The following is a 23365-nucleotide window of genomic DNA, read 5'->3' on the forward strand; positions in this document are numbered from 1 at the left end:
CATGAAAAAGTGGCTCATCCCGTTAATTATTATCGTTATTGGTATCATCGTGATCTGGAGATTCACTGCAGGATTTAATAACACGGCCGTAGCGAAGGAAGAAAATGCTAAGTTAGCCTGGTCTAATGTTGAAAGTTCCTATCAGCGAAGAAACGACCTTATTGGAAATCTTGTTAAAACCGTTGAAGGTGCGGCAGATTTCGAAAGAGGGACCTTAACCGAAGTAATAGAGGCAAGAGCCAAAGCTACTTCTGTAACTGTAGATGCAGATAATTTAAGTGCATCTCAAATTCAGCAATACCAGGAAGCACAACAGGGAGTAACTTCTGCCCTATCCCGTTTATTGGTTACGGTAGAACGATATCCAGATTTGAAAGCTAACCAGAACTTTCTTCAGTTACAATCTCAACTGGAAGGGACTGAAAACCGAATAAATGTCGCAAGAGACCGCTTCAATGAAGCAGTAACAGACTATAACACTTATATAAGAGTCTTTCCGAATAACCTTTTTGCCGGCCTTTTCGGTTTTGAAAGAATGGAACGCTTCCAGGCAGATGCTGGAGCTGAAAATGCCCCTGAAGTAGAATTCGACTTTTAAAATATGAGTAGAAAAAGTGAAGCTTTCCTAAGCAAGAAAGAAGAGGAAGAGGTAGTTGAAGCTATTCGACAAGCCGAAAGGACTACCAGTGGTGAAATCAGGGTTCATTTGGAGCCAAGTACAGGTGAAGAAGATATTTTTGAAAGGGCCATGCATGTTTTTCATGCCCTCAAGATGGATAACACCAAGGATGAAAATGGTGTGCTTATCTATGTGGCTGTAGAAGATCATAATTTCGTTATCTATGGAGATAAAGGGATTAATGATGTTGTCGCCGATGATTTCTGGGAAAGCACGAAAGACCTGATTGTATCCCATTTCAAAAAAGGGCATTTTAAGGATGGACTTGTGGAAGGGATCCTTAAGGCCGGTGAACAATTACAGAAGTATTTTCCATGGGATGAAGATGATCCTAATCAATTATCAGATCAAATTTCAAAAGCCTAAGCTTATCAAACGATTTATACTATTACTGATACTTTTAACGGGATTCACCGCATTAGCTCAGCGCGATATCCCACCAAGACCTTCAGAACAAACAAGCGTTTATGATGAGGCAGATATGCTTTCATCTTCAGATGAGACCAGGCTGGAACAAAAACTTATCAATTATGCAGACACCACTTCTACCCAGATAGTGTTGGTCATCATTCCCTCTCTTGAAGGCGAATACGAAGGTACTTATGCGGCTCACTGGGCACACGAGTGGGGAATTGGGCAAAGTGATAAAGACAACGGCCTATTAGTCCTTGTGGCACAGAAAGAGCGTAAGATCTGGATCACTACAGGTTATGGGCTGGAAGAATACCTTACCGATGCCAAGACCAAAGAAATAATAGAATTGATCATTCTTCCGGAATTCAGGAGCGGTAATATTTATGCCGGTCTGGATAAAGGCACCAATGCGATCTTCCAGGTCTTAAACGGAACTTTTGAGGGAGCGCCTGGTGGAGGGCAACCGGTACAAGGAATACCCTTAAAAGGGATCATCATCTTTTTTATTTTCTTGGTTATTCTAATATCGATGTTCAATAAGCGCGGTGGAGGAAGAAATGGCGGAAGAAGATCTGGCAGAAGTGTGCTATGGGACGCGATTATCTTAAGCTCACTTGGGCGCGGGAGTTTTGGCGGCGGAAGTTCCGGAGGAGGCTTTGGTGGCGGTGGAGGCTTTGGAGGAGGCTTCGGCGGCGGAGGCTTTGGCGGTGGAGGTGCCGGAGGAAGCTGGTAGCCCCTTAATTCGAATTTTATTCTTACCGTAATGTACGAACAGTTCTTTGCTGACGAGCAATTTAATAACCGAGATTTTTCAAAAGATGAATTTGAAACTGCCGACTATGAGAATTGCAGTTTTATTAATTGTAATTTTTCAGGTTGTGATCTTAGCGGTTCAAGGTTTACCGAGTGTGACTTTGACGAATGTGACTTAAGCAATTCTAAATTGCAAAAAACGGCTTTACAGGATTGTCATTTCTCAAACTGTAAATTGATAGGTCTTAATTTTGATCACTGTGAGTGCTTTGGTTTTTCCATTTCCGCTGAAGATTCTGTTTTCGATCATTCTATTTTCTACAATATCAATCTCAGCGGGACAAGAATTGTTAATTCAAGGTTCAGAAATACAGATCTGAGCGCTTGTGACCTCAGCAACTCAGATCTTAGTGGCTGCGATTTTCAGGATTCAATTTTTGAAAAGACAAACCTCGAGAAGGCTAATTTAAAGGATGCCAAACATTATAATATAGATCCTGAAAACAATAAAATTAGCGGAGCAAGATTTTCCATACCTGAAGTCACCGGTTTATTATATAAATACAAACTGAGAATAGATTGAGGCCATTATAAAAAGAAAAACGCCATCGAAAAGATGGCGTTTTTTATTACGTATAAATTGAAATAGTTTAAGAAACCGCTTTCAATTTACTCATTGTAGATTTGTTCAGTTTATCATCTGCATATTCGCGGGTTACCGTAAAATAACCTTCTTCGCTTTCTGGAAGTTCGAACATAGCATCGGTCAAAATAGCCTCACACAGAGATCTAAGTCCACGCGCTCCCAGTTTATACTCTACCGCTTTATCAACAATATAGTCAAGCGCATCATCGGTAATATCGAATTCGATATCATCCATTTCAAACAGCTTTTTATACTGTTTTATGATCGCGTTCTTAGGTTCTGTAAGAATTGCTCTAAGAGTTTTTCTATCCAACGGATTCATAAACGTTAGAGCCGGAAGTCGACCAATAATTTCTGGGATCAATCCAAATTCCTTTAGATCCTTCGGAATGATATATTTCAGAAGATTGGTGCGCTCTATAGCATCTTCACTCTTTGAAGCGCTAAATCCAACCGCCTGCATATTCAGCCTTTTACTAATGATCCTTTCTATACCATCAAAAGCTCCACCAGCAATGAAAAGGATATTCTCGGTATTTACCTCGATAAACTTCTGGTCTGGGTGCTTTCGGCCTCCTTTTGGCGGAACGTTTACTGTAGTTCCCTCCAGTAACTTCAATAATGCCTGCTGAACACCTTCACCAGACACATCTCGAGTGATTGAAGGATTATCGCTCTTTCTGGCGATCTTGTCGATCTCATCAATAAATACGATCCCTCTTTGAGCTTTCTCAGTATTATAATCGGCTGCCTGAAGTAACCTGGTTAGTATTCCTTCGACGTCCTCACCAACATAGCCTGCTTCGGTTAAAACCGTTGCATCAACGATAGCTAGTGGCACATTCAGCATTTTTGCGATCGTTCTGGCCATCAGGGTTTTCCCTGTCCCGGTCTCCCCCACCATTACGATATTACTTTTCTGGATCTCTACATCATCATCACTTTCTGGCTGCAATAATCTCTTATAGTGATTATATACTGCCACAGACATCACCTTTTTAGTCTCTTCCTGACCAATAATATATTCATCCAAAAATGATTTGATCGATTTGGGTTTGCTCAACATAAGGTCTGAAGAAAGCTCTCTGGCTTCTCCCTGCTTAGACTCCTCTACTACGATCCCGTGTGCCTGTTCGATACAACGGTCACATATATGAGCATCTAAACCAGCGATCAATAAATTGGTCTCAGGTTTTTTCCTACCACAAAAGGAACATTCTAAATCTTCTTTCGCCATTCTTTAAATTTTCGGTAATTACTATTTCGGGTAGTTAATTACTATTTAATCTTCTCTTTTCAATACTTCATCGATCATACCATACTCCTTAGCTTTTTCAGCCTTCATCCAGTAATCACGATCACTGTCTTCATGTACTTTGTCGTAAGTCTGGCCTGAATGTTTCGCAATGATCTTATAAAGTTCCTCCTTTAAGGTAATGATCTCTCTGGCAGTGATCTCTATATCACTGGCCTGTCCCTGTGCACCACCCATTGGCTGGTGAATCATTACTCTACAATGCGGAAGACCACTTCTTTTTCCGGCCTGTCCTGCACATAATAGTACTGCCCCCATAGAAGCTGCCATCCCAGTACAGATCGTAGCCACATCTGGCTTTATGAACTGCATGGTGTCATAAATACCAAGACCGGCATAAACACTTCCACCCGGAGAATTGATATAAATCTGTATATCTTTTGAAGCATCTGTACTTTCCAGGAATAAAAGCTGAGCCTGCACAATATTCGCAACCTGCTCATTGATCCCTGTACCCAAAAAGATGATCCTGTCCATCATCAATCTTGAAAATACATCCATTGCCACAGCATTCATCTGGCGTTCTTCAATGATATTCGGGGTCATGCCCTGCGGCATCATACTACTAATAATCTTATTATAATAGTTGCTGTTTATGTTATGATCTGAAACAGCATACTTTTGAAATTCTTTTCCGTAATCCATCAATTTTTTTCGTTGTTTTCTAATCTTAATTAAAATTCCGGTCAAAACCAAAAAAGGCGTTACTCGATTGAGATAACGCCTTAAAGATAGGTAATATATCGTAAAAAAGGCTTACTTATAAATCGCTTTCACAAATTCTTCGTAAGTCACTTCTTTTTCGTCAAACTTCATTTTTTCTTTGTAGAACTCAAGAAGTTTCTCGTTCATTAACTGCTCTGAAAGTCTTTTTACTTCGTCCTGGTTTGAAAGAATTCTTGCAGCGATGTCATCAAGTTCCTTTTGAGAAGGATCCATTTGGCCAAATTGTGCCATTTGCTGCTTGATCTTTTCTGAAGCAAAAGCCTTAAGATCGTTAAAGTCTACATTAAGGTTATTATCATTTACAACCTTGCCTTCGATTAACTGATAACGAAGTCCTTTTTCGCTCTTTTCATACTCTTCAGCAGCTTCTTCTTCAGATAAAGGTTTTTCACCAACTGTCTGGATCCACTTCTGAAGAAACTCCTTAGGAAGTTCAAAATCTGTAGTTTCAATAAGCGCTTCAGTGATATCGTTCATCAATTGCTGGTCGCTTTGCTGCTCGAATTGCTTCGCCGCATCTTCCTTGATCTTTTCTTTAAGCTCAGTAACTGTTTTTACGTTATCCTTTCCGAATAGTTTATCAAACAATTCCTGGTCAAGATCTGCAAGTTCTCTTTCATTAATCTCAGAAATAGTGAACTCAACTTCAATATCAAGATCATGAGCTTTATCATGCTCAATTCCTAAATGATTGATCAAAGCGTGATCATCTTCGAAAAGACTCTTTGTTTTCAAAGAAATGGTATCACCCACTTTTGCACCAACAAATTTATTCAGGTTACGTTTTCCTTTGATATTCTCTAACTCAATAGTGGTCTCTTTCTCGATACCCTCTTCTTCATTTTTAAAAGTACCAGCTACAGTATCTCCTTCTTCAACCACATCTTTGGTTTTCAGCTTTCCGTATTGCTTCTGGATACTTTCAATCTGATCGTTCACCATTTTCTCATCGGCAACGATATTGTATTTTGTAACAGGTTTTTTAAGATCAAGATCTACATCAAATTCAGGAGCCAGTCCTAATTCGAATTCGAAGCTATAGTTATCTTTTTCCCAGTCAAAATTCTCTTGCTCTTTAGGAAGAGGATTTCCTAGAACATCCAGTTTCTCTTCTGTAAGATATTTGTTAAGGCTTTCCTGAAGCAATTTATTCACCTCATCTACCAATACAGCCTGGCCGTATTGTTTCTTAACCATCCCCATAGGCACGTGACCTTTTCTGAAACCGGGAATATTGGCATTCTTACGGTAATCTTTTAAAATTTTATCTACTTTACCGGCATAATCTTCTTTAGCGATATCAACTTTCACTACCGCGTTTAATTCATCAATATTCTCTCTGGTAATATTCATTTTGATCTGTTATAAAAATTGGAGTGCAAAATTACGTTTTTTCTTAAAGTCTGCAAAGTTTCAAACTATTGAAATTCAGACTATCTAATCTGTTTTTAAAATTGAAAAAAGCAAAGATTGCACCAAAGATAGTAACAGACTAAAAATTATGGCTATAAACCAGCCATCTACATCGAAACCTCCTACAAATCCGTCAGCCATAAAAATGATTATCGCGTTTATCACCAAAAGGAATAAGCCTAAAGTAAGTATGGTTACAGGTAGTGTAAAAAGTATCAATAACGGCTTCACAATAAAATTCAATAAGGCAAGTACCAGAGCAACGATGATCGCGGTCCAGTAACTATCAACGCTTACTCCCGGAAGTATCTTTGCCAGTATTACAACGGCCAGAGCCGTTAGTAATAATCGAAGTATAAAATTCATAATTTAAAAGGTTGGTTAATTAGTAAAGTTGCAAAAAAAAGGCCGGGAAAGTCCCGACCTTTATAAATTTTATGGCAAATTTAATATTACTGAACGTCCTGACTTAGTGTCACCGTTCCGTAGTCACCAACATTAACATTCGGCACATCGGCACTGTAAGTTGTGTTGATCTCATTCACAATTTCATTTGCTATAACTGCATATCCACGAGGAGTCAAATGAACTCCATCAAGAGAAAAAGCACCTCCTTCAACAAAACGAGAAGAGATAGGAGTTCCCTGGTATAAAAGACCACCATCTGAATCGATTTGCTCTAAAAGTGAATTGGCATCTACAAGTCCAAGAGAATAATTATCTGCAATTCCCTGGATCGCCTGGTTATACATAGCTGTAGCATTGGCAACTAATTCCTGCTCTGCAGCAGTTAACACGTGCTCATCTCCTAAAGGAACAGAAACACCATTAACAAGCATTGGGTTCCCATCAACCGCTGTTCCAACAAAGGAAGCCGAAGTTAAAGGAATAAGATCTGCTGATGTCGCCTGTCTAAGCTGACCCAAAAGACCCGCTGTTTGAGCATCAAGACTAAATGGCGGCTGTTGAAGAATCCCGGTAATATCGGTAAGATCTTCATCTACGATAGTCATAAAGTTCTGGGAACCGGCAGCAAAAGTGATCTTTCTGCTGTTAGCTTCAGCTTCAGTAAGCAATCCTGCCTGTACCAATCCTGGAAGGATCTGAGTGTTATAAGCACCAAACTGGGCATTAAGTGCTCCTGCAGTTGCTTCGTCCAATGGAATTGGATTTGAAGGAACCACTTTAAAGAAAGGTATATTCGAAACATCAGGAATATTGATTAGAACACCTTCAGCCCCAGCTCCTTCTGCGCCTGCCAGTTGCTGTACAATTGAATTATACACAAAAGCAAAGGCGTTAGGATCTGTAATATCATTAGGACCATAAGTAGTAAAATCTGTATTATTCAACTGGAATTCACCTGCTCCACCAGAAGTTGCGAAACTCAAAACATCGTTGTTACCTATCCAAAGTGTAAAGAAAGTTGGGTTTTGAGCTAAAGCATCTCCCAATACGGTAGCATTATCTGCACTGGCAAATCTTGCAAAATAAGGATTAGCTGCACCTGCTGCTACTCCATTCACATTACCATATCCTGGAGCTACCAGGTGATAAGACTTCGCTCCAGGTACTCCCATATTATTGAATGAACCAGAAAGTTTATTCGTTATATCGGTTGTTGGAGCTGCACCTGTATATCTTGCCGGGGCAGGATTCCCTTCAGCATCTACAGCTAAAACAAATCTATTTTGAGCTATCACAGTACCGCCAAGCAAAAGACCACCAGCATTATCATTGACAAGAGGCTGAGTAAATCCATCTGTATCCTGTGCCAGAGCAAATTTCTCTGCGAGGATGTTTGGATATGAATTTTCCTGACCGGTTATATAAAGAGCCCCATCTGCGTAACCAGCGGTTAGCGAGTTACCAAGAGCTACATAGTTTGAAAAATCGGCAGATCCATTTGAATAAAGACCTCCGTCTTCAATAGCATTATCAAGTTCAGGCTCACAGGAAACAATTCCCAAAGCCAATACCGCCATATATTTAAAATAATTCTTCATCGTTCTCATTAAATTTTAATAGTTACACCAAGACCTGGTACAAATGCACTCGACTTATAAGTCCCTCCAAAAGCTTCTCCCTCATAATTAGGGAATTCACTTGGATCTGGATCATAAGATTCATTGACCTCTTCAAATCGGCTATATAGGAAAGAAGCATCAATAGCTATTTTATCTGTTACGTTTACAGAAAGGCCTCCTGTAAAGTTATTCGAGTCGTTTCTTGGAGTTTCAGGAGCGAAATATCCAGACTGAACCGGAGATTCATCGAAGTAATAACCTGCTCTTAAAGTAAATGTTTCGTTAGCCGTGTACTGAAGTCCAAATCTGTATATAGAGGCATCTTTATAGTTTCTTGGATTATTGGAATCTGGAATACCAGGTTGAGCAAAATCTAAATCCAGAGACCTATAAACATCCCAGAAGGTACGATTATAGTCAAAAGCAAAAAGCCACTGATCGTTCAACTGGTAAGAAGCACCAATAGAAAGTTCAGCCGGAAGCGGTAATGTCGCATCGAATTGAGTATCTTCAAACGGCGTTAAAGGAGAATTCGGGATATTCTGAAAATCAGCATCACCATTTTCAGCTTCCACTAGAATTTCTGATCGGTAATTCACACCAATTCTCAAACTATCTACCGGTTCCCACATAGCTCCAGCAGACCATCCCCAGGCACTCACGCCAGACGCATCAATAGTTACATTAGAGCGGTTACCTTCAAGATCTGTAAGTGTTCTGTTAAGATTTCTGTTGAAGTTCACAGAACCATTCACATAAATAGGACCACCACCTACAGAAAGGTTGTCTGTGATCTTATATGAAGCTAACGCCTGCACATAAATTGCAGCCAATTCAATATCATTTACAAGATGAGATCCTGCCCAGTCTTTTTCCCAGGCTACAGAGCTACCATAAGGAGTGTAAGCCGCCAGACCTAAAGTGAATTTCTCACTTAATTTATAAGAAAAATAAGCGTAGAAAGGAGTTCCAGTAGGACTATCGGTTCTTGCCATTTGTCCAAATTCATCATTCTGCCATACCACATCAGAGAATACGGCACTCACACCAACTGCTGCATTAATCTTATTTTCAAGAAATACCAGACCGGCTGGATTAAAGAAGGCCAATTCTGCATTATTCACCACTGCCACTCCAGTGTGCCCCATCGCAAGTCCACGTTGACCCTGTAGACTTACCCGGTAACCACCAGCATAAGTAATGGCCGTGGCCATCATAACCAGGCCAAGTAAAAATAGTCTTTTCATAATTTAATTAGGATTATATTTTATATGTCTTAAAAAGCTGAGGCCAAAAATAGCATAAAATAAATATTACGCAACAATCGACGTAATTTTATTATGCATACATAATAAATTTAGAAAGATTTTAAACAAATCGGATTACAGCCTCGTAGAAGGCTTTCATATTCTCAGCGTGCACCCAGTGCCCGGCATCAGGAATTTGCTGAATTTCCGCAAAAGGAAACTGTCTTTTGATAAGCTCTTCGTCTTCTGCAATAATATAGTTAGACTTCTCACCTTTTATAAAGAGGGTTGGCCCATCATAAGATTTATCTACCGGTAGGGATTCGCCAATATTCTCAACATTGGCCTTTAAGGCATCCAGATTCAGTTTAAGAGAAAGTTGATCTTTTGTCTTCCAGTAAAGGTTTTTCAAAAGGAATAACCGAACCCCTGTCTCCTGAATGTAATCTTCCAGAAAATCTTCGGCATCACCACGAGAAGTTAATTTTGCATCATCTAAAGCTGTCAAGCCCTTTAAGATCTGTTGATGATGTGGTGCATAATATTTAGGAGCAATATCAACAACAATCAACTTTGAAACCAGCCCTTCATTTAAACATGCGGTTAACATGGCAGTTTTACCACCCATGGAATGACCCAACAGAATTATATCATCAAGTTGATGTGCGTCGCAGTATTGCTTTATATCTTCAGCCATTAAAGAATAGGAAAATTCATCGCTGTGTGGGCTTTTCCCATGGTTACGCTGATCTATTAAATGAACCTGAAATCCATCTTTTGCAAATTGTTTCCCCAAAGTTTTCCAGTTATCGCTCATCCCGAGAAAACCGTGAAGAATCAAAAATGGCTTTCCTTCCCCCAGGATCGTTGAATGTAATTTCATTTATTTCAAAAGTTTTAGATATTGCTTAATCGTTTTTTCCAGCCCCAGGTAAAGCGCCTCCGAAATCAAAGCGTGACCAATGGAAACTTCATCAAGATGAGGAACGTTTTGGTTAAAAAATCCAAGATTCTTTAATGAAAGATCATGCCCGGCATTAATTCCTAGGCCCAACTCATGGGCTAATTCAGCACATTCGGCATATGGTTTTACTGCAGCTTCATCACCCTTTGCATAGCCTACCGCAAAAGATTCTGTATATAATTCGATCCTGTCTGTACCTGTCTCGGCTGCACCTTCTATCATTTTGGCTACAGGATCTACGAAAATTGAAGTCCTAATTCCTTTCGATTTAAATTCAGCGATCACCTCTTTCAAAAAATCTTTATGTTTCAAAGTATCCCAACCCGCATTTGAAGTAATGGCATCTTCAGCATCTGGCACTAAAGTAACCTGTGCAGGAACCACATCATAGACCAGGTCATTGAATTGCTTAATAGGTTTGCCTTCGATATTGAATTCAGTTTTCAACACAGGCTTTAATTCTCGTACATCAGAATATCTTATATGTCTTTCATCCGGTCTGGGATGCACAGTAATTCCTTCAGCACCAAAAGATTCAATATTTTTGGCAGCCTCTACAACGTTCGGCACATCTCCTCCCCTGGCATTTCTCAAGGTGGCTATTTTATTGATATTTACACTTAATTTGGTCATTTTCTCTTCATTTTATTAACAAAAATACAAAGAGCAGCCTGCTTCAATGAATTTTATTTTGATTAATTTGCAGAAAAGGAAACGAAAAGATGAGTTTGCAAAAGCACATATTAAATGATGTTGATATTTTGAGTATTTCCTCCAAAATTGGAGATATTCAGGAACTATTTAATCAGCTAACTTTTACTCATTTACCAGTTGAAAATAACGGAGTATATATTGGGTGCATTTCAGAAAATGACATTAGATGTTTTGAAAACGATAAGTCACTGGATGAATACCGTTATGCCCTCGAAGGATTCTATGTAAGAGAAGGCAATTACTGGCTGGATAGCCTGGAGGCATTTGCCCAGAACAACTCCAATATTCTTCCAGTACTGGATGAAAATAACAACTATTTAGGATACGTGGAGTTGAATGAAATAATCTCACTATTCAAAGAAACTCCCTTTTTACATGAGCCGGGAAATATCCTCGTAGTAGAAAAGGCTTTTAAAGACTTCACCTTTGGTGAGGTAAGCCAGATTGTTGAATCGAATAATGCTCATTTACTTGGAGCCTTCGTTTCAAAGATGAACGAAGACATGGCTGAAATAACACTGAAGATTACCCCTTCGGGAATGAACGAGATCCTTCAGGCCTTTAGAAGATATGGCTACATCATAATTTCTGAACACCAGGAAGACACCTTTAATAAAAATCTAAAAGACCGGTCTAAATACCTGGACAAATATTTGAACATATAATTTATGAAAATAGGCATTTACGGTCAGTTCTATCACGCCAATGCTGCTCAATATATAGGCCAGCTTCTTGAACTTCTGGATAAAAAGAATATCGAAGTATTAATAGAAGAGGAATTTCTTAAACTAATAAGAACCAACAATAGCATAGAAAAAGACTACGCTCATTTTACTATTTTTGAGGAACTAGACAATTCTTTCGACCTTTTTTTCTGTATTGGAGGAGACGGTACTATCCTGAAATCGATAAATTATATAAGGAACCTTGATATTCCTATTGTAGGAATCAACACAGGCCGGCTTGGATTTCTCGCTACTATTCAAAAAGAACAAATTGAAAGCACGCTGGATGAGATCCTGGAAAAAAAGTTCAGTCTTTCTCCAAGATCGGTTCTGACCATGGAAACAAATCCTAAAAATTTTGATCCGGTTTTTTCACATATTGCCCTTAATGAGATCGCGGTGAGCAGGAAAAACACCACCTCGATGATCACTGTAGACACCTGGCTAGATGACCAGTACCTCACTTCCTACTGGGCAGACGGATTAATCATCGCCACCCCTACTGGTTCTACCGGTTATTCATTGAGCTGCGGAGGACCGGTGATCACACCCGATGCCGATTCTATCGTAATCACCCCTATTGCGCCACATAATTTAAACGCCCGCCCGCTGGTTATTAAAGATCATACTAAGATCAAATTAAAAGTTTCTGGTAGAGAAGAAACTCACTTGGTATCCATGGATTCACGTATTGCCACTCTCGAAAACGATACTGAAATCATTATTTCAAAAGCACCCTACACTATTAATTTTGTTGAACTTAGAGAAGATAGTTTTTTAAATACTCTTCGAAAAAAACTTCTTTGGGGCGAAGACAAGCGGAATTAAGCAATAAAAACTTATAAAAAGTGTTTATACTAGTGCACAAATCTGCTCAAATTATTGCAGAGCAATCAGAATTGTTATATTTGCAAACTTTTGAAAACCTATGAGGTACCTTATCGCATTTGTAGTGATGGCATTATTTACAACAAGCACATACTCTCAGCAAGTAGAGATTGGAGCTTTTGGTGGAGGTGCAAACTTTATTGGTGACGTTGGAAAAACCAATTACATCCTACCAAATACTCCGGTTGGAGGTCTAATTGCTAAATGGAACAGAAGCGACAGACATGCGTTAAGGTTAACTTTGCTATATGCAGAAATTTCTGCAGACGATGCAAAATCCTCAGACACAAGAAGACAGCAACGTGGATATTCTTTTGATAATACCATAGCTGAAGCTTCCCTGGGAATAGAATTCAATTTCTGGGAATTTGACCTCACAAATCCCTTACCTCAAAGTACTCCATACCTTTACACCGGGATAACTTATTTCAGAGCGGATCATGTATGGTTGAAAAATGGAAGAGCAAGTAACCTGGTTAACGAAGGTACCAACTGGGATTTCGCTATTCCTATGGTCATGGGTTACAAAGAAGCAGTTACAGAACATATTATTGGAGCCTTTGAAATTGGTGCTAGATATACTTTAACAGATAATCTTGATGGTAGCTGGCCTGAAGAATATCTAGGACGTAGAGAGCCCTCTGCAGAATTTGGTAACAGAAATACAAATGACTGGTATGTATTTACCGGAATAACTTTCACATTTACTTTTGGCCGAAAGCCATGTTATTGCTTTTAAATGAATTATAAAGACAATTTAAACCTTGATAAACTGCCACAGCACATTGCCATTATTATGGATGGTAATGGCCGCTGGGCTAAACAAAAAGGTTTCCTCAGGGCTTCGGGCCATAAAGAAGGCACCAAAGCGGTGAGGGATGTTGTTGAAGGCTGCGCTGAGATTGGTATAAAAAATCTAACCCTTTACGCATTTTCTACTGAAAACTGGAACCGCCCAAAATTGGAGGTAGACACCCTTATGAAACTTCTTGTATCATCTTTGAAAAAAGAGATAAAAACCCTTAAGGATAATGACATTAAGTTGAATTCCATTGGAAATATTTCCAGTTTACCAAAGAAAGCCAGAAAAGAACTTGAGGATGTAATTGAAAAGACATCTGAAAACAAAAGGATGACTTTAACACTTGCATTAAGCTACGGCAGCAGGGAGGAAATTACTAAATGTTTCTCCCAGATCGCCAGCAAAATAAAAAGTGGTGAATTATCTGAAGATGCGGTTGATGAATCCGTTATAAATGAGCATCTTTACACCCGAAATTTGCCAGATGTAGATCTATTGATCCGCACTAGTGGCGAACAGCGCATTAGCAATTTCCTGTTGTGGCAAATTGCCTATGCCGAATTGTATTTTACGAAAATCTTATGGCCAGATTATAGAAGAGAAAATCTTTTTGAAGCCATTTACAACTATCAAAACAGAGAACGACGATTTGGAAAAACAAGTGAGCAACTCAGTTAGTGCATTCATGACGAAAAAGATATTTACACTTTTTGCAATTTGTTTCATATTCAGTATAGCTGCCCAAGCACAAGACCTACCCCTTGGAGATTCTAAAAAATATACCATTGGCGAAATTAAAGTTACCGGCACCACTACCTATAATGAGCAAACGGTGATCACTTACACCGGACTAAAGGAAGGCGAGGAGATTTACATTCCGGGTGAAAAGCTACGTAACGTGATCAATAAACTTTGGAAACTGGACCTTTTTAGCGATATCAATTTTTATATCACCAATGTAGAAGGCAACGTTGCCGATCTTGAACTTGAAATAAAAGAAGTTCCGGTTCTAAATCAGGTTTCCTTTCAGGGCATAAAGAAGAAGGGAGAAAGAGAAGAACTCATAGACGAGAATGACCTTAAACCGGGTATAAAAGTTACTGAGAACCTCATCACCACTTCAAAAAATTATATCGAGAATAAATATAAAAAAGAAGGGTATTTCAATGCGAATGTAAATATCCGTACTTCTGAGGTTGCAGACACCACCAATTCCAATAGGGTGAATATGGTAGTTGACGTTAACCAGGGAGATCGTGTTAAGATTTCAGATATTGAATTTGCTGGCAACGAGCAATTATCTGATGCGAAGCTGAAGCGTAACATGAAGAACACCAAACAAAAGAACTTTTTCAGATTCTGGAAACGTTCCAAGTTTGTGAGAAATGATTATCAGGAAGATAAAGAGTCTATCATTAATAAGTACAAAGAAGAAGGATATCGTGATGCGAGGATCACTTCAGATACACTTATAAAGAAGGATGAGGAAAATATAGCTCTCAGGCTGAATATTGAAGAAGGTAACCAGTATTATATTGGAAATATAGAATACCTGGGGAATGCTGCATACTCAGATTCTCAGCTAAGTAGATTCCTGGGAGTTAAAAAAGGAGATGTTTATAATGGTGTTTTACTTGATGAAAGAGTTCAGGGAAGAGAACCTAATAAGGTTTCTATCGCCAATGAATATCAAAATAACGGTTATCTTTTCTCAAATATAGACCTGGTAGAAACCAATGTTTATAATGATACGATCGATTTTGAGATAAGAATTGTTGAAGGTAAAGAAGCTTATTTTGACGAGATAAGAGTTACTGGTAACGACAAAACTAAGGATCACGTGATCTATCGAGAACTTAGAACCAAACCGGGACAAAAATACAGCCAGGAAGCTGTTGTTGCGACGGTAAGAGAACTTGGTGCACTAGGTTTCTTCGACGCTGAACAACTAAATCCTGAATTTGTAGAACCAGATCCAAGAGAAGGAACTTTAAGCCTGGAATACCAGGTTGTGGAAGCCGGAGCCAGTCAGATCGAACTTCAGGGTGGTTACGGTGGAGGTGGTTTCATTGGAACCCTTGGTCTTTCCTTCAATAACTTCTCTATACAGGGATTATTTGACAAAGATGCTTACAGACCTATTCCTATGGGTGACGGACAGACACTTTCCCTGAGAGCACAGGCCAGTACTTTTTATCAAACTTACAGCCTCTCATTCAGAGAGCCATGGCTTGGCGGGAAGAGACCGGTGAGTCTTTCTACATCTTTCAGCTATACCCGGCAGTTCTTATTTGATCCCGTAGAAAGAGAAGCAGATAAGACGAGAAGTTTCGATATCCTTGGAGTAAGCGTGGGACTTGCGAAAAGGCTAAAAGAACCAGACCAGTATGTTACCGTTTCGAACGTAGTTGGTTTCCAAAGATATGATCTGAACAACTATACTACAGGTTTGTTCACCTTCGGAGATGGACATTCAAACAACTTATATTATCAATTAGGTATCACCAGAGACAATACTGCTGTTAACCCTATCTTCCCTACCAGTGGATCTAAATTTGCATTTACCGCAAAGTTAACGCCTCCTTATTCCCTTTGGAATGGAGTTGATTATGGAAACCTTGAAAACCAAGATGAATATCAGTTAAGAGATGAAAACGGAAATCTTGTTGATGAACAGGGAAACAGGGTTACCCCAGAAAACTCAGTACCAGATCAGGAGAAAATAGACCAGAAGAAGTATAACTGGCTGGAATTTTATAAGATCAAATTCGCCGGTACCTGGTATACAAATCTTTTCAGTTTCGGACCAAGCAGCAATTTGGTTTTAAGGACACATGCCGAATTTGGTTTTCTGGGAGCTTATAATAATGAAAGAGGTGTTCCTCCATTCGAACGTTTTTTCCTTGGAGGTGATGGTCTGGGCGCCTTTAGCCTTGATGGAAGAGAGACTATACAGCTAAGAGGATATCCAAATCAATCTGTAAAACCAATAGATAGACCAGTTAGTCAGAATGATGATGGTGCAACTATATACAACAAATATTCCTTAGAATTACGTTTCCCAATTACTCTTAAGCCTGCAGCTTCTATCTATGCATTATCATTTTTAGAAGCAGGTGCTAGTTATGACAATTTCAGAGACTATAACCCATTTCAGTTAAATAGATCTGCAGGTGTTGGTTTAAGGATCTTTATGCCAACCTTCGGTTTATTAGGTATTGATTTTGGATATGGGTTTGATGAAATTCTAGGACAACCAGGTCCAAATGGATGGGAGACCCATTTTATCATAGGTCAGCAATTTTAATTTGGCACGATATTTTCTATATTCGACTTAAATGAAAAAAAGAATATTTTCCATATTTGTAATCGCAGTACTTGGCCTTGGTACGGCCTTGGCTCAAAAGTCCATAAGACTTGGATATATAGACATGGAATATATTCTTGAGAACGTTCCGGAATATCAGGAAGCGTCAAAACAACTGGAAAGCAGGGTTCAGGAATGGAAAACGGAAGCCGAAGCTAAAATGCGCAAGGTGGAAGACATGAAAACAAGACTGGACAATGAAAGAGCCCTTCTAACAAAAGAACTCATTGAAGAACGTGAAGGTGAGATCGCTTATATGGAACAACAAGCTCTGGAATATCAACAAAACAGATTTGGTCCTAATGGCGATTATATGATCCAGAAAAAGCAATTGGTTCGTCCTATTCAGGATCAGGTTTTCACCGCTGTTCAACAGATCGCTGAAAACAGAAATCTGGACTTCGTTTTTGACAGGACAGCAGATATTGGAATGATATATGCAGACAAGCAATACGATGTTAGTGAAACAGTACTTAGAACAATAAAAAGAACTGCTAATCGCGAACAACTGGAAACGAAAGATGAGATAGAGGACCTGGAAAAAGCAGAAAGCAGAACTGTAGAACAGGATGCGGAAATCACCAAAAGAGAAGAGCTTGTAGAGGAGCGTAAATCTGAACGCGAAGCATATATTGAAGAAAAAAAGAGAGAAAGAGATTCGCTGAAAGCTGCAAGACAAAAAGAATTCGAGGAAAGAAGAGCAAAGATCCTCGCCGAAAGAGAAAGAAAAAAAGACTCTATACTTAAAGCAAGAGAGCAAAAGAACGATACAATAAATTAGATTTTTTAAACCTTAAATTAAACTTAACGACGATTACAATGAAACAATTCAGAACACTTTTTATAGCTTTAGCTTTGATGATTGGCGCTACTGCTTTTACAAATGCACAGTCTAAAGTTGCCCATATCGCTACTCAGGAGTTAGTACAGGAACTTCCGGAATATAAAAGCGCCATGGATCAGCTTCAAAAACTGGAAAAGACTTATGATGCAGAGATAAAAGATATGCTATCTGAAGCTCAGAGCACAATGCAACGTTACGAAGCAGAAGCTAATACAAAGTCTGAAGAGGAAAACCAGAAAAGAGCTACCGAACTTCAAGCTGCACAGAGAAGAATTCAGGAACACAGTGCAAAAGCAAGACAGGATCTTCAGAAGAAAGAAACCGATCTTCTTAAGCCAATTCTTGAAAAAGTGCGTACAGCTATCCAAAAAGTAGCAAGAGACAAAGGATATGACTATGTTCTTGATTCTACTACCGGAACGGGAGTTCTTTTAGCAGATGGTTACAACCTTATGCCAGACGTAAAGAAAGAATTAGGAATGTAATAATTTCCTTTTATCAATAATTTTACAAAACTGCGTGCAAATTTGTACGCAGTTTTTATTTTTACACCTATATGAACGACTCCAGGCCTATCGGAATTTTTGATTCGGGCATCGGTGGAACCTCAATTTGGAAAGAAATCCACAGGCTCCTACCCCTCGAAAAGACCATCTATCTATCTGACAGCGAAAATGCCCCTTACGGCATCAAAACTCAGAAGGAGATCATACGCCTTTCTATAAAGAATACCGAAAAGTTACTGGAAATGGATTGTAAGCTTATTGTAGTAGCCTGCAATACGGCAACAACCAATGCTATAAAAATACTTAGGAACACCTATAAAATACCTTTTATAGGCATTGAACCAGCAATAAAGCCTGCGGCTTTACAAAGTGCGAACAAAGCAATAGGAATTCTGGCTACTCGAGGAACATTAACCAGCGAATTATTTGCCCACACTTCTGATTTATACACCCGTGATATAAATGTTATCGAAGTTGAGGGAAATGGGTTAGTAGAACTTATAGAATCCGGGAAGAAAGATTCTGATGAGGCCATGAAACTACTGAAGGAATTATTAAAACCTATGATCGAGGCTGGCATCGATTACCTGGTTCTGGGTTGCAGTCATTACCCCTACTTAATACCAGTCTTAAAAAAGATTCTTCCAGACAGTGTAAAGATCATAGATTCCGGTGAGGCTGTTGCAAATCAAACAAAGGCTGTGCTAACAAAAAATGGCTTGTTGAACCAATCTGGAAATGAAAAAGTAGCTCCCGTATTTTACAGCAATTCTAACCCTAAAGTTCTTTCAGAAATTATAGATGCGAAGAATAATGCTTATAAAGTCTACAGCCTGGATTTTTAATTATTTATTGCAGGACATTTACAATCATATCGCTCCCTGCTTTCTCCAAAATTATAACCAAGTGTTATTTGATGAAAACCACTATTACTTAGCACAAGCGAATTTACCTGATAGCTAAAAGTATAGCCAAAAACAAATTTCTTATAATTAACACCTGCGAAAGGAGTTATATATCTCAATTGTTGCCGTTGTACTTCTTCTCCCTGAGCTGTAAACTCTGAAGCCTCAAAACTATTGCGATAAGACAAACCTGCCCAGAACATTCCGAACTCAAGATCATAATAAGCTTTTAAGTTAGCATCAATAGCCATTTCATTTGTTGCCTCCCTTGCCTGGAATAAGACTGAAGGTTCAAAGCTCCAGGGGTCATTTTGATTAAAACTGAAAACATAGCCCGCTGAAAAGAGATATTTTCTCATATTACTGGGAACGGCATCTGAATAAAAAAGCTCTCTACTAACCGAAAGTATGTTCTTAGCAGCAAAATGAAAATAGAAGTCACGCACATAATAAGAAATTCCAAGATCCATATTCGCGAATATATCTGTATCATTTTCACCAAGAAGAGGATCAAATTGCGAGAATCCGCTGGTATCCAATCTATGCTGAATTAGGCCTCCACTAATACCAAAGGACAATTGATTCAGATCTGCGCTGCTTCTGGAAAACATTAAATGATAAGCAAAGGTTCCGTAAATTCCTGTTTTGGAATAATTACCATTCTCATCCCTAAAAGCAATTCCTCCCAATCCTATTCTATCGGTTACCCGGGAATTATATGTCAGTGTCTGTAAGTTAGGAGCATTGTCCACGTCGAACCACTGGGTTCTCCCGGTGAGCCGGATCTGATCATAATTCGAGGCACCCGCCATAGAGGGGTGAATTAGGTAAAGGTTATCGGTAAGATAATCGGAATATGTTGGAATAACTTCCTGAGCATTTACTGCCTTAAACCCTATAAAAAAAATAAACAGAATTATCCTAAACCTGGAGATGCTTTTGAAAATAGAAGGAATAGAATATTGAAAGCTCATCATAAAGGCTGTAAATATATGTATTACCTTGATTTTCTTTAGTATTTTTGCGAAAAATTTTGAGATGAAAGATTTCAACATAAATATTGTTCCCACAACTACGGCTTCGATTGTAAAATTCGAGGCAGATAAATTCCTTACACGTCACGAAAATTTTGAATTCAAGAATATAGATGAAGCCGCCAGGTCACCATTGGCACAACAGTTATTCTATCTCCCTTTTGTAAAAACGGTTTATATCGCACAAAATTTCATAGCGATTGAAAAATATGATATTGTGGAGTGGAAAGATGTTCAGGAAGAAGTTGCAGAACAGATAGAATCATACCTCAATAAAGGAGGTGAAGTTATATTAGAGGAAAAATCAAAATCAGGCAAGGTTCCCGTAACAGTGTATGCCGAAAGTACTCCGAATCCTGCGGTAACTAAATTCGTAGCTAATAAGAAGCTTGTTTTACAGGCTTCCGAATTTAAGAACATTGATGACGCCAAAAACTCACCACTGGTTCAGAAGTTATTCCATTTTCCTTTTGTAAAAGAGGTTTTTATAGATGAAAACTACGTTTCCATTCAAAAGTATGATATGGCTGAATGGAACGAAATAACCATGGAATTAAGGGAATTTATCAGGAATTTCCTGGAAGAAGGTAATGAAGTTCTCACCCAGGAAAGTGTTGTGTCTGCTGACTCCACTACTCCTTCAGTTGAGGAAAATAAAAATCATGAATTCGAAAATCTTGATGATACCTCACAGCAAATAGTAGCCATCCTGGATGAATATATCAAACCTGCCGTTGCGAGCGATGGCGGAAATATTCTTTTCGATAGTTATAATGAAGACAATAAGACCGTGAAAGTTATTCTCCAGGGAGCCTGCAGTGGCTGCCCTTCTTCTACAATGACCCTTAAAAGCGGTATTGAAACCATGTTAAGAGATATGCTTAGAGGAAAAGTGGAATATGTTGAGGCGGTTAACGGCTAATTCCTGAAAAAATCAAAACTTGAATAAAAAATCCCTTTTTTGAAGGGATTTTTTATTAGTAAGTAGTTGTCCTCGCCTCATTGTAAAACTCCTGGAATAGCTGTAATAAACTCATCGTTGAGCCAATTAGGTCTTTAGTTTCCAGCAGGATTCCAAAATACAATTTGGTGTTTTTAGGGCTTGACTCTGAAGTTCGAATCCTCTGTATCTGCTTTTGAATAAGCTCACTTACATAATCCATAAGGTCCTGTTTTTCATTCAGGAGACTATCGATATTACCGAACTCATGATTATCGAAAGTATGAGTAATCTCATCAAATAGGATCTGCATCTTATCATCCACCTTTTTTAGATCACGAATTTGATTGAATTTCAGGTTTTTGTGATTATTATGAACGTGGTTATAGCTGTTCCTGGTAATAAACCCAATAGACTGTACCATGTCCTGAAGATGATCTAAAGTAAGAATGTAAAACTTACTCGCCTCTACAGAATCTTCATCAAGAGATTTAATAAAATAGAAAATATTATCCTTCAGCTCATCAACTTCAGATTCCAGTTTCTCGATCCGCTTGTAATTTTTCTTCAATTTACTAAGATCATAATACCCGAGCTGATCTACAGTTTTGGAGTACATCTTATTGATGCCCGCTATAACTTTTGAAATATTTTCCGAGGTTTCAGAAGTAATTTCATTAATAGTAACAATATCGCTTTTATTAAACCTTTTCCTGGTTTTTTCCTCTTTTGCCTTCCGTGAATGAATAATTCCACTTCGAACTACAAGCACTAAGGCTATAATGATAAGTACTACCAATGCGATAGTCCCTCCAAAATATATGATCGCTCCAAAGATTGCAGCAGCAGTAAAAGCCACGATCGCAGTAACGAACCAACCACCAACAACATTTAGTACCCCAGCCACTCGATAAACTGCACTTTCACGATCCCATGCTCTATCAGCCAATGAAGTACCCATTGCCACCATAAAGGTCACATAGGTAGTAGACAATGGCAATTTCATGTTCGTACCTATGGAAATAAGCACACTGGCTACTACGAGGTTCACCGAAGCTCTTACCATATCGAAGGCAGGAGCATCAAATCTTTTGCTTCTTAAATGAGATGAAGGTTTATCAAATTTATTTTCGATCTTCCTGGTCATTCTATCTGGAAGTATAGTACTCACAGCATTTCCTATAAGAACAGAATACCTAACTATACCGCGCGAAAGCCAATTTGGCTCAAATCTCTCTACTCCATCACCCTGCCTAGCTAAATTAATTCCAGTATCTACCACAGATCTAGCTTTACTGGAAAACCAAAGAGTTACTACCATAACTGCACCAGCTCCAACCAAAAGGATCTCTGGTGTAGGCACACTACCCGAAAGCCCTGTCATAGCAAATTCTGAAGGCAATACCCCAGTAGCTGAATGTGCGGTTTGCCATAGATCGAAGGACTGCCAGGCGGCAATAGGCACACCAATAAAATTAACAAGGTCGTTCCCGGCAAAAGCAAGTGCAAGCGCAAATGTTCCAATTATAATAATGGTTCTTAGGATATTCAGCTTCAATACGCTCATCAAAAACTGAGAGATCCCTGTGAAGATCACAAACCCTATGAGCACGATGATCACGGTATGCGTATTCACATAATCCATAGTCGCCTCTGAAATGTAGGGCACACTCTTCATACCCTTAATCAGGATGAAATATAGGATCGCGGTAAGTGATAAACCACCAAAAACAGCTCCCACATATTTGATCTTTTTCTCGAACTGGAATGAAAAAACCAATCGTGAAATATACTGAACAATGGCTCCTATGAGGAAAGCTATCACCACAGCCATGAGAATACCAACAATAATTTCGGTAGCTTTTGCAGTATTGATATACTCGGTTAGTGCTGATAGGTCTCCATCGCTTTGGGTGTAGATCTTTATTGCTGCCATACAAACGGCCGCACCTAGTAATTCGAAAACAATAGATACTGTAGTAGATGTTGGGAGACCAAGCGAATTAAAAAAATCGAGAAGAAGAACATCGGTAATCATCACTGCCATAAAGATGATCATGATCTCATTGAAATAAAATTGCCCGGGCAGGAATATACCTTTTCTGGCCACTTCCATTAATCCGCTGGAGAATATAGCTCCAACCGCAACCCCAACACTGGCAACGATCATTATGGTGCGCATCGACACCGCTTTGGAACCAATTGCAGAATTTAGAAAATTGATTGCATCATTACTTACTCCAACAACCAAATCTGTAATCGCAAGGGCGAAAAGTGCCACGAGCATTACTATGTAAATTTCTTCCATAAAGAGATCAATTTTCAACCAGTAAAATTGTCCTTTTTTTAGCTATCTGGCTGATATTTAAAGTTATTAAAAGATTAATAATACAAAATGCAGTTCAGTTTACTTCGATATTATAGTAAATTTAGGGTTTTCCACTGGTTTTTAGCTT

23 protein-coding genes are annotated in these 23365 nt (G+C 38.8%); 13 read left to right on the top strand and 10 right to left on the bottom strand.

The features are described 5' to 3' along the window. The first annotated feature begins 1 nt into the window (after nucleotide 1). The 4 genes from ML462_RS01845 to ML462_RS01860 are packed head-to-tail and all read left to right on the top strand — an operon-like array spanning nucleotide 2 to nucleotide 2429. Nucleotides 2–598 carry a LemA family protein gene (locus ML462_RS01845; RefSeq protein ID WP_240712027.1) on the top strand — a complete coding sequence of 199 codons (597 nt, stop codon included), beginning with the start codon at nucleotides 2–4 and terminating at the stop codon, nucleotides 596–598. A 3-nt stretch (nucleotides 599–601) separates the two neighbouring features. Beyond that, nucleotides 602–1045: a TPM domain-containing protein gene (locus ML462_RS01850; RefSeq protein WP_240712028.1), complete on the top strand. Its 444-nt coding sequence runs from the start codon at nucleotides 602–604 to the stop codon at nucleotides 1043–1045. Further along, nucleotides 1005–1826: a TPM domain-containing protein gene (locus tag ML462_RS01855; protein WP_240712907.1), complete on the top strand. Its 822-nt coding sequence runs from the start codon at nucleotides 1005–1007 to the stop codon at nucleotides 1824–1826. Before ML462_RS01850 ends, ML462_RS01855 begins: the two co-directional genes overlap by 41 nt. 30 nt (nucleotides 1827–1856) lie before the next feature. Continuing rightward, nucleotides 1857–2429: a pentapeptide repeat-containing protein gene (locus ML462_RS01860; protein ID WP_240712029.1), complete on the top strand. Its 573-nt coding sequence runs from the start codon at nucleotides 1857–1859 to the stop codon at nucleotides 2427–2429. 67 nt (nucleotides 2430–2496) lie between these two features. Here the strand turns inward: ML462_RS01860 and clpX are convergent, their stop codons facing one another. The 8 genes from clpX to ML462_RS01900 all read right to left on the bottom strand — a co-directional run bounded on the left by clpX (nucleotide 2497) and on the right by ML462_RS01900 (nucleotide 10817). Then, nucleotides 2497–3729, bottom strand: a complete 1233-nt coding sequence (gene clpX / locus ML462_RS01865; RefSeq protein ID WP_240712030.1) for an ATP-dependent Clp protease ATP-binding subunit ClpX — start codon at nucleotides 3727–3729, stop codon at nucleotides 2497–2499. 45 nt (nucleotides 3730–3774) lie between these two features. Beyond that, nucleotides 3775–4452 (bottom strand): ClpP family protease, encoded by a 678-nt coding sequence (locus ML462_RS01870; protein WP_279324116.1) that lies wholly within the window; start codon nucleotides 4450–4452, stop codon nucleotides 3775–3777. A 111-nt stretch (nucleotides 4453–4563) separates the two neighbouring features. Then, on the bottom strand, nucleotides 4564–5886 hold the full coding sequence (gene tig, locus ML462_RS01875) for a trigger factor (protein WP_240712031.1): 1323 nt from the start codon (nucleotides 5884–5886) through the stop codon (nucleotides 4564–4566). 84 nt (nucleotides 5887–5970) lie between these two features. Next, on the bottom strand, nucleotides 5971–6312 hold the full coding sequence (locus ML462_RS01880; protein ID WP_240712032.1) for a phage holin family protein: 342 nt from the start codon (nucleotides 6310–6312) through the stop codon (nucleotides 5971–5973). Between the two features lie 86 nt (nucleotides 6313–6398). Beyond that, nucleotides 6399–7952 carry a G-D-S-L family lipolytic protein gene (locus tag ML462_RS01885; RefSeq protein WP_240712033.1) on the bottom strand — a complete coding sequence of 518 codons (1554 nt, stop codon included), beginning with the start codon at nucleotides 7950–7952 and terminating at the stop codon, nucleotides 6399–6401. An 8-nt stretch (nucleotides 7953–7960) separates the two neighbouring features. After that, nucleotides 7961–9220: an OmpP1/FadL family transporter gene (locus ML462_RS01890; RefSeq protein ID WP_240712034.1), complete on the bottom strand. Its 1260-nt coding sequence runs from the start codon at nucleotides 9218–9220 to the stop codon at nucleotides 7961–7963. A gap of 121 nt (nucleotides 9221–9341) precedes the next feature. Further along, nucleotides 9342–10103 carry an alpha/beta fold hydrolase gene (locus ML462_RS01895; RefSeq protein ID WP_240712035.1) on the bottom strand — a complete coding sequence of 254 codons (762 nt, stop codon included), beginning with the start codon at nucleotides 10101–10103 and terminating at the stop codon, nucleotides 9342–9344. Next, a complete protein-coding gene (locus ML462_RS01900; RefSeq protein WP_240712036.1) occupies nucleotides 10104–10817 on the bottom strand; it encodes a pyridoxine 5'-phosphate synthase in 714 nt (237 codons plus the stop codon). It lies immediately after the preceding gene. Nucleotides 10818–10906: 89 nt separating this feature from the next. Between ML462_RS01900 and ML462_RS01905 the strand changes: the two genes are divergently transcribed. The 8 genes from ML462_RS01905 to murI all read left to right on the top strand — a co-directional run bounded on the left by ML462_RS01905 (nucleotide 10907) and on the right by murI (nucleotide 18875). Further along, on the top strand, nucleotides 10907–11563 hold the full coding sequence (locus ML462_RS01905; RefSeq protein WP_240712037.1) for a CBS domain-containing protein: 657 nt from the start codon (nucleotides 10907–10909) through the stop codon (nucleotides 11561–11563). A 3-nt stretch (nucleotides 11564–11566) separates the two neighbouring features. After that, nucleotides 11567–12451, top strand: coding sequence for an NAD kinase (locus ML462_RS01910; protein WP_240712038.1), 885 nt, complete (start codon nucleotides 11567–11569; stop codon nucleotides 12449–12451). Nucleotides 12452–12551: 100 nt separating this feature from the next. Next, nucleotides 12552–13250, top strand: coding sequence for a type IX secretion system protein PorG (gene porG, locus ML462_RS01915; protein ID WP_240712039.1), 699 nt, complete (start codon nucleotides 12552–12554; stop codon nucleotides 13248–13250). Beyond that, the gene (locus ML462_RS01920) at nucleotides 13251–13991 is read left to right on the top strand and encodes an isoprenyl transferase (RefSeq protein ID WP_240712040.1); all 741 of its coding nucleotides are present in this window, start codon (nucleotides 13251–13253) and stop codon (nucleotides 13989–13991) included. It begins immediately after the preceding gene. 7 nt (nucleotides 13992–13998) lie between these two features. Continuing rightward, a complete protein-coding gene (bamA, locus tag ML462_RS01925) occupies nucleotides 13999–16620 on the top strand; it encodes an outer membrane protein assembly factor BamA (RefSeq protein ID WP_240712041.1) in 2622 nt (873 codons plus the stop codon). 31 nt (nucleotides 16621–16651) lie between these two features. Next, nucleotides 16652–17461, top strand: a complete 810-nt coding sequence (locus ML462_RS01930; RefSeq protein ID WP_240712042.1) for an OmpH/Skp family outer membrane protein — start codon at nucleotides 16652–16654, stop codon at nucleotides 17459–17461. A 38-nt stretch (nucleotides 17462–17499) separates the two neighbouring features. Further along, nucleotides 17500–18009 carry an OmpH/Skp family outer membrane protein gene (locus tag ML462_RS01935; RefSeq protein WP_240712043.1) on the top strand — a complete coding sequence of 170 codons (510 nt, stop codon included), beginning with the start codon at nucleotides 17500–17502 and terminating at the stop codon, nucleotides 18007–18009. A gap of 71 nt (nucleotides 18010–18080) precedes the next feature. Beyond that, nucleotides 18081–18875 carry a glutamate racemase gene (gene murI, locus ML462_RS01940; RefSeq protein ID WP_240712044.1) on the top strand — a complete coding sequence of 265 codons (795 nt, stop codon included), beginning with the start codon at nucleotides 18081–18083 and terminating at the stop codon, nucleotides 18873–18875. Here murI and ML462_RS01945 read toward each other — a convergent pair. Then, nucleotides 18872–19912 (bottom strand): PorP/SprF family type IX secretion system membrane protein, encoded by a 1041-nt coding sequence (locus ML462_RS01945; RefSeq protein WP_240712045.1) that lies wholly within the window; start codon nucleotides 19910–19912, stop codon nucleotides 18872–18874. The two genes, murI and ML462_RS01945, sit on opposite strands and share 4 nt — an antisense overlap. 61 nt (nucleotides 19913–19973) lie before the next feature. Here ML462_RS01945 and ML462_RS01950 point away from each other — a divergent pair, with 61 nt between their 5' ends. Next, nucleotides 19974–20891 carry a NifU family protein gene (locus ML462_RS01950; RefSeq protein WP_240712046.1) on the top strand — a complete coding sequence of 306 codons (918 nt, stop codon included), beginning with the start codon at nucleotides 19974–19976 and terminating at the stop codon, nucleotides 20889–20891. 55 nt (nucleotides 20892–20946) lie between these two features. Here the strand turns inward: ML462_RS01950 and ML462_RS01955 are convergent, their stop codons facing one another. After that, a complete protein-coding gene (locus tag ML462_RS01955; RefSeq protein WP_240712047.1) occupies nucleotides 20947–23217 on the bottom strand; it encodes an inorganic phosphate transporter in 2271 nt (756 codons plus the stop codon). Between the last annotated feature and the right edge of the window lie 148 nt (nucleotides 23218–23365).

The organism is Christiangramia lutea, from assembly GCF_022489035.1.
In the GTDB taxonomy this organism is placed as follows: Bacteria; Bacteroidota; Bacteroidia; order Flavobacteriales; family Flavobacteriaceae; genus Christiangramia; species Christiangramia lutea.

What these genes read in the sequence shown, in the direction of transcription:
- ML462_RS01845 (WP_240712027.1), top strand. Translation starts at nt 2, where the DNA reads ATGAAAAAGTGGCTCATCCCGTTAATTATTATCGTTATTGGTATCATC.
- ML462_RS01850 (WP_240712028.1), top strand. Translation starts at nt 602, where the DNA reads ATGAGTAGAAAAAGTGAAGCTTTCCTAAGCAAGAAAGAAGAGGAAGAG.
- ML462_RS01855 (WP_240712907.1), top strand. Translation starts at nt 1,005, where the DNA reads ATGATCCTAATCAATTATCAGATCAAATTTCAAAAGCCTAAGCTTATC.
- ML462_RS01860 (WP_240712029.1), top strand. Translation starts at nt 1,857, where the DNA reads ATGTACGAACAGTTCTTTGCTGACGAGCAATTTAATAACCGAGATTTT.
- clpX (WP_240712030.1), bottom strand. Translation starts at nt 3,729, where the DNA reads ATGGCGAAAGAAGATTTAGAATGTTCCTTTTGTGGTAGGAAAAAACCT.
- ML462_RS01870 (WP_279324116.1), bottom strand. Translation starts at nt 4,452, where the DNA reads ATGGATTACGGAAAAGAATTTCAAAAGTATGCTGTTTCAGATCATAAC.
- tig (WP_240712031.1), bottom strand. Translation starts at nt 5,886, where the DNA reads ATGAATATTACCAGAGAGAATATTGATGAATTAAACGCGGTAGTGAAA.
- ML462_RS01880 (WP_240712032.1), bottom strand. Translation starts at nt 6,312, where the DNA reads ATGAATTTTATACTTCGATTATTACTAACGGCTCTGGCCGTTGTAATA.
- ML462_RS01885 (WP_240712033.1), bottom strand. Translation starts at nt 7,952, where the DNA reads ATGAAGAATTATTTTAAATATATGGCGGTATTGGCTTTGGGAATTGTT.
- ML462_RS01890 (WP_240712034.1), bottom strand. Translation starts at nt 9,220, where the DNA reads ATGAAAAGACTATTTTTACTTGGCCTGGTTATGATGGCCACGGCCATT.
- ML462_RS01895 (WP_240712035.1), bottom strand. Translation starts at nt 10,103, where the DNA reads ATGAAATTACATTCAACGATCCTGGGGGAAGGAAAGCCATTTTTGATT.
- ML462_RS01900 (WP_240712036.1), bottom strand. Translation starts at nt 10,817, where the DNA reads ATGACCAAATTAAGTGTAAATATCAATAAAATAGCCACCTTGAGAAAT.
- ML462_RS01905 (WP_240712037.1), top strand. Translation starts at nt 10,907, where the DNA reads ATGAGTTTGCAAAAGCACATATTAAATGATGTTGATATTTTGAGTATT.
- ML462_RS01910 (WP_240712038.1), top strand. Translation starts at nt 11,567, where the DNA reads ATGAAAATAGGCATTTACGGTCAGTTCTATCACGCCAATGCTGCTCAA.
- porG (WP_240712039.1), top strand. Translation starts at nt 12,552, where the DNA reads ATGAGGTACCTTATCGCATTTGTAGTGATGGCATTATTTACAACAAGC.
- ML462_RS01920 (WP_240712040.1), top strand. Translation starts at nt 13,251, where the DNA reads ATGAATTATAAAGACAATTTAAACCTTGATAAACTGCCACAGCACATT.
- bamA (WP_240712041.1), top strand. Translation starts at nt 13,999, where the DNA reads ATGACGAAAAAGATATTTACACTTTTTGCAATTTGTTTCATATTCAGT.
- ML462_RS01930 (WP_240712042.1), top strand. Translation starts at nt 16,652, where the DNA reads ATGAAAAAAAGAATATTTTCCATATTTGTAATCGCAGTACTTGGCCTT.
- ML462_RS01935 (WP_240712043.1), top strand. Translation starts at nt 17,500, where the DNA reads ATGAAACAATTCAGAACACTTTTTATAGCTTTAGCTTTGATGATTGGC.
- murI (WP_240712044.1), top strand. Translation starts at nt 18,081, where the DNA reads ATGAACGACTCCAGGCCTATCGGAATTTTTGATTCGGGCATCGGTGGA.
- ML462_RS01945 (WP_240712045.1), bottom strand. Translation starts at nt 19,912, where the DNA reads ATGATGAGCTTTCAATATTCTATTCCTTCTATTTTCAAAAGCATCTCC.
- ML462_RS01950 (WP_240712046.1), top strand. Translation starts at nt 19,974, where the DNA reads ATGAAAGATTTCAACATAAATATTGTTCCCACAACTACGGCTTCGATT.
- ML462_RS01955 (WP_240712047.1), bottom strand. Translation starts at nt 23,217, where the DNA reads ATGGAAGAAATTTACATAGTAATGCTCGTGGCACTTTTCGCCCTTGCG.